General features: G+C 67.5%; 7 protein-coding genes. 2 read left to right on the forward strand and 5 right to left on the reverse strand.

Annotation, left to right across the window (positions count from 1 at the left end; genetic code table 11):
- Positions 1–52 precede the first annotated feature (52 nt).
- The gene (locus HGR_RS13450) at positions 53–922 is read left to right on the forward strand and encodes a carbohydrate ABC transporter permease (protein WP_006298842.1); all 870 of its coding nucleotides are present in this window, start codon (positions 53–55) and stop codon (positions 920–922) included.
- Positions 923–938: 16 nt separating this feature from the next.
- The gene (locus HGR_RS13455; protein WP_006298843.1) at positions 939–2,006 is read left to right on the forward strand and encodes an ABC transporter ATP-binding protein; all 1,068 of its coding nucleotides are present in this window, start codon (positions 939–941) and stop codon (positions 2,004–2,006) included.
- On the opposite strand, the gene HGR_RS13460 is transcribed toward HGR_RS13455, so the two are convergent.
- The 5 genes from HGR_RS13460 to HGR_RS13480 all read right to left on the reverse strand — a co-directional run bounded on the left by HGR_RS13460 (position 1,989) and on the right by HGR_RS13480 (position 7,741).
- Positions 1,989–3,419 carry a sensor histidine kinase gene (locus HGR_RS13460; RefSeq protein ID WP_006298844.1) on the reverse strand — a complete coding sequence of 477 codons (1,431 nt, stop codon included), beginning with the start codon at positions 3,417–3,419 and terminating at the stop codon, positions 1,989–1,991. The genes HGR_RS13455 and HGR_RS13460 overlap by 18 nt on opposite strands.
- Before the next feature lie 25 nt (positions 3,420–3,444).
- The gene (locus HGR_RS13465; RefSeq protein WP_006298845.1) at positions 3,445–4,176 is read right to left on the reverse strand and encodes a response regulator transcription factor; all 732 of its coding nucleotides are present in this window, start codon (positions 4,174–4,176) and stop codon (positions 3,445–3,447) included.
- A 51-nt stretch (positions 4,177–4,227) separates the two neighbouring features.
- The gene (locus tag HGR_RS13470) at positions 4,228–5,235 is read right to left on the reverse strand and encodes a glucokinase (protein WP_006298846.1); all 1,008 of its coding nucleotides are present in this window, start codon (positions 5,233–5,235) and stop codon (positions 4,228–4,230) included.
- A 96-nt stretch (positions 5,236–5,331) separates the two neighbouring features.
- Positions 5,332–6,798 carry a glucose-6-phosphate dehydrogenase gene (zwf, locus tag HGR_RS13475; protein WP_006298847.1) on the reverse strand — a complete coding sequence of 489 codons (1,467 nt, stop codon included), beginning with the start codon at positions 6,796–6,798 and terminating at the stop codon, positions 5,332–5,334.
- A 247-nt stretch (positions 6,799–7,045) separates the two neighbouring features.
- Positions 7,046–7,741 (reverse strand): histidine phosphatase family protein, encoded by a 696-nt coding sequence (locus HGR_RS13480; protein WP_006298848.1) that lies wholly within the window; start codon positions 7,739–7,741, stop codon positions 7,046–7,048.
- Positions 7,742–7,819 lie beyond the last annotated feature (78 nt).

Genomic DNA, 7,819 nt, shown 5'->3' on the forward strand with positions numbered 1-7,819 from the left:
AACGGCCGCCCGAAAGCGCTCGCATCGCAGTGCGAAGCACGGAGACTTTCCAATGAACGCCAAGCCACTGTCTTTCCAATGGCTCAGTCGTGCGCTGATCTACACCAGCCTGGGTCTGGGCGCCCTGCTGTTCCTGGCGCCGCTCTATGTGATGGTGATCACCTCGCTCAAGGACGCCGAACAGATTCGCGCTGGCAATCTGCTGGCCCTGCCGACCTCGCTGAACTGGGAGTCCTGGACCCTGGCCTGGTCCACGGCCTGCACGGGTGCGCAATGCTCGGGCCTGCAGCCGTATTTCTGGAACTCGGTGTTGATGGCCGTGCCGGCCGTGCTCTTGTCCACGGCCTGGGGTGCCATCAATGGCTACGTGCTCAGCCTGTGGAAGTTCCGGGGCAGTGACACCCTGTTCGCCTTGTTGCTCTTTGGCGTCTTCATGCCCTTCCAGGTGGTGCTGCTGCCCATGAGCCAGGTGCTGGGCTGGCTGGGCCTGTCCAGCTCGGTGGGCGGCTTGATCCTGGTGCACATGCTGGCGGGTCTGCCGAGCACCACGCTGTTCTTCCGCAACTACTACGCGGCCGTGCCGCCCGAGCTGCTGCGCGCGGCACGCATCGATGGCGCCGGGTTCTGGATGATCTTCTGGCGCATCATCCTGCCGATGTCGACGCCCATCGTGATGGTCACCCTGATCTGGCAGTTCACCCAGGTCTGGAACGATTTCCTGTTCGGCGTGGCCTTCACCGGGGCGGACTCCAAACCCGTCACGGTGGGCCTGAATAATTTGGCCAACACCTCCAGCAGCGTGAAGGCTTACAACGTGGACATGGCCGCGGCGCTGATCGCGGGCCTGCCCACCATGCTGGTCTACGTGCTGGCGGGACGTTATTTCGTGCGCGGGCTGACGGCCGGTGCCGTCAAGGGTTGAGGAAAGTAAAGACGATATGGCTTCTGCGCTGGATATTCGCGGCATCCGCAAGAGTTTTGGCAAGGGCGAGCGGCAGGTGGAGGTGCTCAAGCGCATCGACATCGACGTCAAGCCCGGTGAGTTTCTGATCCTGGTCGGCCCCTCGGGCTGTGGCAAGTCCACCTTGCTCAACCTGATCGCGGGCCTGGATGACCCGACCGAAGGGGCCATCCGCATTGGGGACCGCGACGTTGTGGGCGTGCCCCCGGCGCAGCGCGACATCGCCATGGTGTTCCAGAGCTACGCCCTGTACCCGACCATGAGCGTGGCCGAGAACATCGGCTTCGCGATGGAGATCCGCAAGGTCCCCAAGGCTGAACGCACGAAGCGCATCGCCGAAGTGGCCGCCATGCTGCAGATCAGCCATCTGCTGGACCGTCGGCCCTCGCAGCTCTCGGGTGGACAGCGCCAGCGCGTGGCCATGGGGCGGGCGCTGGCGCGCCAGCCTGAACTTTTCCTGTTCGATGAGCCGCTGTCCAACCTGGACGCCAAGCTGCGCGTTGAAATGCGGGCCGAGATCAAGCGCCTGCATCAGATCAGCGGCATCACCAGCGTCTACGTGACGCACGACCAGATCGAGGCCATGACCCTGGGTAGCCGCATCGCGGTCATGAAAGACGGCCTGGTGCAGCAGCTGGGCACCCCCGACGAAATTTACAACCGGCCCGCCAACACCTATGTGGCCACCTTCATCGGCTCCCCGACCATGAACCTGATCGCGGGGACGGCGGCGCCCCAAGGTCAGGGCTTCGCGCTGTCCGAGGCCGTGCTGCCGCTGGCTTGCCCGGTGCCTGCGGCGCAGGCCGTGACCCTGGGCGTGCGTCCCGAGCACCTCTTGCTCAGCGATGGCGCGGCCTGGCGCGGTGATGTCCAAGTGGTTGAGCCCACGGGCGCGGATACCTACGTGATGGTGCAGACCGCGGCGGGCCGGGTGACGGTCCGCACCTCTCCGCAGACTCCCGTGCGCGTCGGTGACCGGGTGGGCCTGTCCCTCAGTCCGGAACAGGCGCATTGGTTCGACGCGTCCTCAGGCGCGCGCCTGTGAGGCGTCGGCCAGCCGGGGCAGCAGCAGTCGCACGCGCAGACCGTAGCCAGCCGGGTGGGCCTCGCTCGGAGGCTGCGCGGTCTCGATGAGGGCTTCGCCGCCGTGGCGGCGTGCGATTTCCTGCACGATGGACAGGCCCAATCCGCAACCGCCCGGCAGATTGCTGCCACGCCAGAAGCGTTCAAACGCTTGTTCGCGCAGGGCTGCATCCAGGCCCGGACCGTTGTCTTCCACCCGCAGTTCAATCCGGGCGCCATGCTCCAGCACGGCGATCGTGACGGTGCTGTCGCCACGCGCATCGCCTTCCTTGCGGCCGTAGCGCAGGGCGTTGTCGATCAAGTTGCCCAAGGCTTCCCGCAGCAGAAGCTCGGAGCCCAGCACCCAGACCCAGGCTTGGTCGGGTCCCTCGTAACCCAGGTCCACGCCCAGGTTGATCGCCCGAGGGCTGAACTCGCGCGCCACGGCCCGTGCCAGTTGACCGAGATCGAGCGGCTGCATGGGCACGTCGGCGCCGCTGCGCGCCAACATCAGCAGCTGGTTCAGCAGGTGCGCGCTGCGCAGCGCGCCCGCGTGCACCTTGCGCAAGCGGGCCTGAATCAGCGCGGGCGACTCCTCTTGCAGCGCCAACTCGGTCTGACTGATCAGGCCGGCCAAGGGGGTGCGCAGCTGGTGGGCCGCGTCGTTGATGAAACGCTTCTCCTGCACCATGCTGCGCGCCACCGAGGCCAGCAGGCGGTTGATGGCGGTCAGCAAGGTGTGGACTTCGCTGGGCGCCGTGGTCAGCTCCAGCGGAGTCAACTCCTGCGGCGAACGTTGCTGCAGCTGTGCTTCCAGCCGCGTCAGCGGCTGCATGCCACGCTTGATGCCGCCGTACACCAGCAGGCTGAGCAAAAGGCCCAGCACCAGCAGCGGCGCGAGCAGGGCGGCGATCAGCTCGCGCGCGATGCGGTCGCGCGCCACGTAGCTTTTCGCCAGTTGCACTCGCAGCAATTGCGCGTCGCCCTCCCCGTAGGGCAGGTCCAGCGCCACGGCGCGCATGGTGCGCCCGTTCTGCTCGGTGCGGTAAACGGCAGGCACGCCGGGGCGCAAGGGCTGGGGCGGCTCGACGAAGGATTGGTTGCCAATCAGGAAGCGGCCTGGCGGCGAGGACACCATGTAGTTCACGCGGTCCTCGGGCTCTTCCTCAATGATGGCCTGAGCCGCCTTCGGGAAGTCCACCAGCAGCCCCGAGCCGATGGGCTTGACCTGCCGCGCCAGCGAGCGCACGGACTGCAGCAGGGATTGGTCCAGGGCTTTCTCCGCCGAGATCAGGACAATGCGGTAGGTCAAGGCCCCGCCCACCAGCCAAAGCACCAGTTGCGGCAGCAGCAGCCAGGCCAGCAACTGGCGGCGCAATGAAGGGATGGATTTCATGCCGGGGGCCAGCGCCGATTCAGGTTCAGGCGAGTTCGAGCATGTAGCCCAGACCGCGGATGTTGCGGATGCTCGCCCCCGTGCCCTGGAGCTTGCGCCGCAGTCGGTGCACGTAGACCTCCAAGGCGTTGGACGCGATGGGCTCGGAGCCATCCGTCTGCCAAACCAGCAGCACGTTGTCGCGGCTGACCACCTGGTTGATTTGCGCGTGCAGGACCCGCAGCAGTTCCCATTCACGCTGGGTCAGCAGGATGGGCTGGCCTCGCACCCAGACCCGGGGCTGTTCCGTGTCGAAATGCAGGCTGGGCGCGGCCGTCGCGGCGGCGCTCTGTGTGTGCGTGCTCGTGCCGGATTCGACGCCCGTGGCCACTTGCCGGGCCTCGAAGGCGGGCAGGCGCGCGCGGCGCAGCAGGGCTTGCAAACGGGCGCTGAGCTCGGCGTTGCCGAAGGGTTTGGTCATGTAATCGTCGGCACCCGCCATCAGGCCCTCGACGCGGTGGTCGATGCTGTCGCGCGCCGTCAGGATCAACACCGGCAGGCTCTCGAAGCGCTCCCGGATCCACCGCAGCAGGCTCATGCCGTCGATGCCGGGCAGACCCAGATCCAGCAGCACGGCGTCCACAGCCTCGGTCGACAACTGCTGTTGCGCGCTGAGACCGTCGGCGCAGGTCAGGGTGCGGTGCCCGGCCTGCACCAGCAGGTCCGACACGCTGTCGCGCAGCAGTTCGTCGTCTTCAACCAGGAGGATGAGTGCCATGCCAGGGATTGTGCCGTGAAGCGCGGCGCGCTCATCCCCGGGGGCGGGTGCTCACCACTGGGTGAGGTTCAGGGCTTTCGAGGCGCCCTGCAAGGCGGGGGACACCGGGCTTTGGATCACCCAGGTCGGGATGGCGGCGAGGTAGCCGCGAAAGCGCCCCTTGCTCTCGAAGCGCTGCCGAAACGGCGAGCGGTCGAAACGCTCTCCCAGCCGGGGCACGATGCCGCCACCGATGTAGATGCCGCCGCGCGCGCCCAGCGTCAAGGCCAGGTCGCCTGCCACGCTGCCCAAGAGGCCGCAGAACATTTCAAGGGCCTGCGCCGCCTTCGACTGGGGCAAGGCCTCGGCGCGTTCCATCACCTCGGCCGGCGTCGTGATCTCGCGGCCTTGCCCGTCTTGCAGCTCGCACAAGGCGTGGTACAGGTCGACCAGGCCGGGCCCGGACAGAACGCGCTCGGCCGACACGTGGCCGTAGCGCACCCTCAGGTGTTCGATCACGGCGTACTCCTGCGCGTTGCCGGCGCCCAGCGTGACGTGGCCGCCTTCGCCCGCGATCGGCAGCCATTTGCCCTGGTGCCCCAGGGGCAGCAGGCCCGACACCCCCAAACCCGTTCCGGCGCCAATCAGGCCCACCGCGGCTTGCGGTGCCGCCTCGCCCGGGCCGATCTGGCGCAATTGCTCGCGCGGCAAATCGGGCAGGGCCAAGGCCAGGGCCGTGAAGTCATTCAGCAGCAACAGGCGCGGCAGCCCCAGGGCGACGCGCGTCGCCTCGATGGAAAACTTCCAGTGGTGGTTGGTCATCGCGATCTGATCACCCGTGACCGGGTTGGCGATGCCGAAGGCCGCGCAGGCCGGTCCGGACAGACCCTGGGCCCGCAGGTAGGCGAGGCCCGCGTCAACCAGGGAGGGGTGTTCCGCGCAGGGCAGCACCTGCACATGGCTGATCGGGCGGGTGGCGCTTTCCTGCCAGCCAAAGCGCGCGTTGGTGCCGCCGATGTCGCCCAGCCAGCGGGGGTAGGCGGCGTGAGGCGTGGCGGCGGGGGCGATCGATTCAAACATGGTGGACGGTGAACGCAGGCACTGTGGCGCGGTGGCTCAATGGGTAGGTTGGTGGGGGTGGGCGGCTCGGTGCTGTCGTCAGGTGGTGATGGCGGTTCAGGAGGCCTCGAACCAGGCGCCATGCTCCTCGCGCGCCATCAGCGCCGAGGAGGCCGCGGGCCCCCAGCTGCCGGCGGGGTAGCCGCGCGGTACTTCGTCCAACTCGCGCCAGCCCGCGAGTATGGGGTCGATCCAGCGCCAAGCGGCCTCCAACTCGTCGCGGCGCATGAAGTGCGTCAGGCGGCCCTTGACCACGTCCAGCAGCAGGCGTTCATAGGCCTCGGCCCGGCGCTGGCGCGACGTTTCCTGCAGGTCCAGGCTCAGGCGCACGGGGTGCAGGTTCATGCCCGAGCCAGGCTCCTTGACCATCATGGCCAACTCGATGGACTCCTCGGGTTGCAGGGTGATGATGAGCCGGTTGGCCTGCTGGCCTGGACTCTGGCCAAAGGGAGAGAAGGGTTGTTCCGAAAACTCAATGATGATTTCGGACTGCCGCTTTTGCATGCGCTTGCCGGTGCGCAGGAAAAATGGCACCTGCGCCCAGCGCGCGTTGTCGATGTGCGCGCGCAGCGCGACAAAGGTCTCGGTGCGGCTTTGCGCGGGCACGTCGGCTTCTTGCAGGTACCCAGGCACGGCGGCGCCCTCGCTCACCCCCGCCGTGTACTGTCCGCGCACGGTGTCGCGCTTGACGTCGGACGGGCTCATCTTGCGCAGCGAGCGCAGCACCTTGAGCTTCTCGTCGCGCACGTCGTCGGGGTCCATCGAAATGGGAGGCTCCATCGCCACGATGCACAGCAGCTGCAGCAAATGGTTCTGCACCATGTCGCGCAGCGCGCCCGTGTGGTCGTAGAAGCCCGCGCGGCTGCCCACGCCCACCGACTCTGCCACGGTGATTTGCACGCTGCGGATGAAGGGCGCGCGCCACAGTGGCTCGAAGATGGCGTTGCCAAAGCGCAGCACCATGAGGTTTTGCACCGTCTCCTTGCCCAGGTAATGGTCGATGCGGTAGATCTGGTCTTCGCGGAAATGGCGGGCGATCTCGGCGTTGATGGCCTGGGCCGAGGCCAGGTCGGTGCCCAGCGGTTTTTCGACCACCACGCGGGCCTGCGGGTCGATCAGCCCATCGGCGTGCAGGCGCGCGCAGATCTGAGCGAACAGCGCGGGCGCCGTGGCCAGGTAGAAGACCCGCAAGGCGTCCGTGCTCAAGGCCTGGCTCAGCCCGCCGCAGCCCTCGGCTTGAGCGAGGTCCAGCGCCACGTAGTCCAGGCAGTCCAGGAAGCGCTGCCAATGGGTTGGCGACCACGCCGCAGGTGCGATCAAACCGGGGGATCGCGCCTGGATGAACTGCAGGTAAGCGTCGCGATCCCAGTCCTCGCGGCCGATGCCAATGATGCGGGTGCTCTGCGGCAGCCGTCCATGCATGTGGGCCATGTAGAGCGCGGGCAGCAGCTTGCGCCAGGCCAAGTCCCCCGTGCCGCCAAAAATGACGATGTCCAGCCTGCCGGGTGTCGCGTCTGCGTTCATGCGTGGTTGTGTTGGGTGCGGCATGCAGGCATGGAGCGGTCGCGCGCGGATGCCCCGCGCCTGGCGCATGGTCTGTGCTGCCCTTGTCTCTGGGTCTTGTGTGAACTTGCCTCGTTCGCGGTCTTGGGCAAGGCCTTTAATAATACTGTAATTCTTTTGCCTAACCCCTGGTGCACGTCGCTCCGGAAGGAGACGCGCAAGCGTGCGTTCCCGGGACTGTTCCCGGTCCTGGCGGCGCGGTGCCGGCTCAGGTGCTGGTTTCGTCCAGTCCCGCGTCTTCCAGGTGAGAGGTGTCGGCCCAGCCGACCAGGCTCATGCCCTCGGGGGTCCAGAGCAAATGGTTGAGGGCCGCGTTGCCCAGCTGCCAAGTGCGCGGCGCTTGCAGCTCCTGCGCCGTGGCCAGGCGGTAGAGCTGGTCCATCACCCCGCCGTGCGCCACCAGCACGATGAGCTGCCCGGCGTGCGGGGCGGCCAGTTCTGCCAGGGCGCGCGCCACGCGATCGCGCACTTGCAGCAGCGACTCACCGGGCGCGACCCCGGTGCGCTCTGGTGCCGCTGGGGGCGGCGCCCAATCGGGCACACGCTTGCGCCAGTGCAGGGCCTCTTGCGGCCAGCGCTGCTCGATCTCGGCATAGGTTAGCCCCTCGAAAGCCCCAAAGCCTCGCTCGCGCAGTCCGGGGTGCAAGTTCAGCGGTGCACCAGTGGCCACGCGGATGGCCTCGGCGGTCTGCCGCGCGCGTTGCAGGTCACTGCTGTAGATGGCGGCGATGGGGTCCGCATCCGCGTCGCCCGCATGGCGCTCGGCGAGCGCGCGCCCCAATCGCTCTGCCTGCCAGCGGCCGGTGTCGTTGAGTGGGATATCGAGGTGACCCTGGATGCGCGTGTCCACGTTCCAGGCCGTTTCACCGTGGCGCACGGCGATGATGCGGGTCGGCTGCTGCATGGGGTGATTCTAGTTTTACCGCCCCGGACCTGCGCGGTGGGGGCAGGGAGCTACACGCAGTGAGCGACCGTGGGGGCC

Origin of the sequence: Hylemonella gracilis ATCC 19624, from assembly GCF_000211835.1 — a bacterium.
Taxonomy (GTDB): domain Bacteria; phylum Pseudomonadota; class Gammaproteobacteria; order Burkholderiales; family Burkholderiaceae_C; genus Hylemonella; species Hylemonella gracilis.

Bases quoted from the DNA above. Each gene is read 5' to 3' on its own strand.
- zwf (WP_006298847.1), bottom strand. From the start codon at position 6,798: ATGAACGCAGACGCGACACCCGGCAGGCTGGACATCGTCATTTTTGGC.
- HGR_RS13455 (WP_006298843.1), top strand. From the start codon at position 939: ATGGCTTCTGCGCTGGATATTCGCGGCATCCGCAAGAGTTTTGGCAAG.
- HGR_RS13465 (WP_006298845.1), bottom strand. From the start codon at position 4,176: ATGGCACTCATCCTCCTGGTTGAAGACGACGAACTGCTGCGCGACAGC.
- HGR_RS13450 (WP_006298842.1), top strand. From the start codon at position 53: ATGAACGCCAAGCCACTGTCTTTCCAATGGCTCAGTCGTGCGCTGATC.
- HGR_RS13460 (WP_006298844.1), bottom strand. From the start codon at position 3,419: ATGAAATCCATCCCTTCATTGCGCCGCCAGTTGCTGGCCTGGCTGCTG.
- HGR_RS13470 (WP_006298846.1), bottom strand. From the start codon at position 5,235: ATGTTTGAATCGATCGCCCCCGCCGCCACGCCTCACGCCGCCTACCCC.
- HGR_RS13480 (WP_006298848.1), bottom strand. From the start codon at position 7,741: ATGCAGCAGCCGACCCGCATCATCGCCGTGCGCCACGGTGAAACGGCC.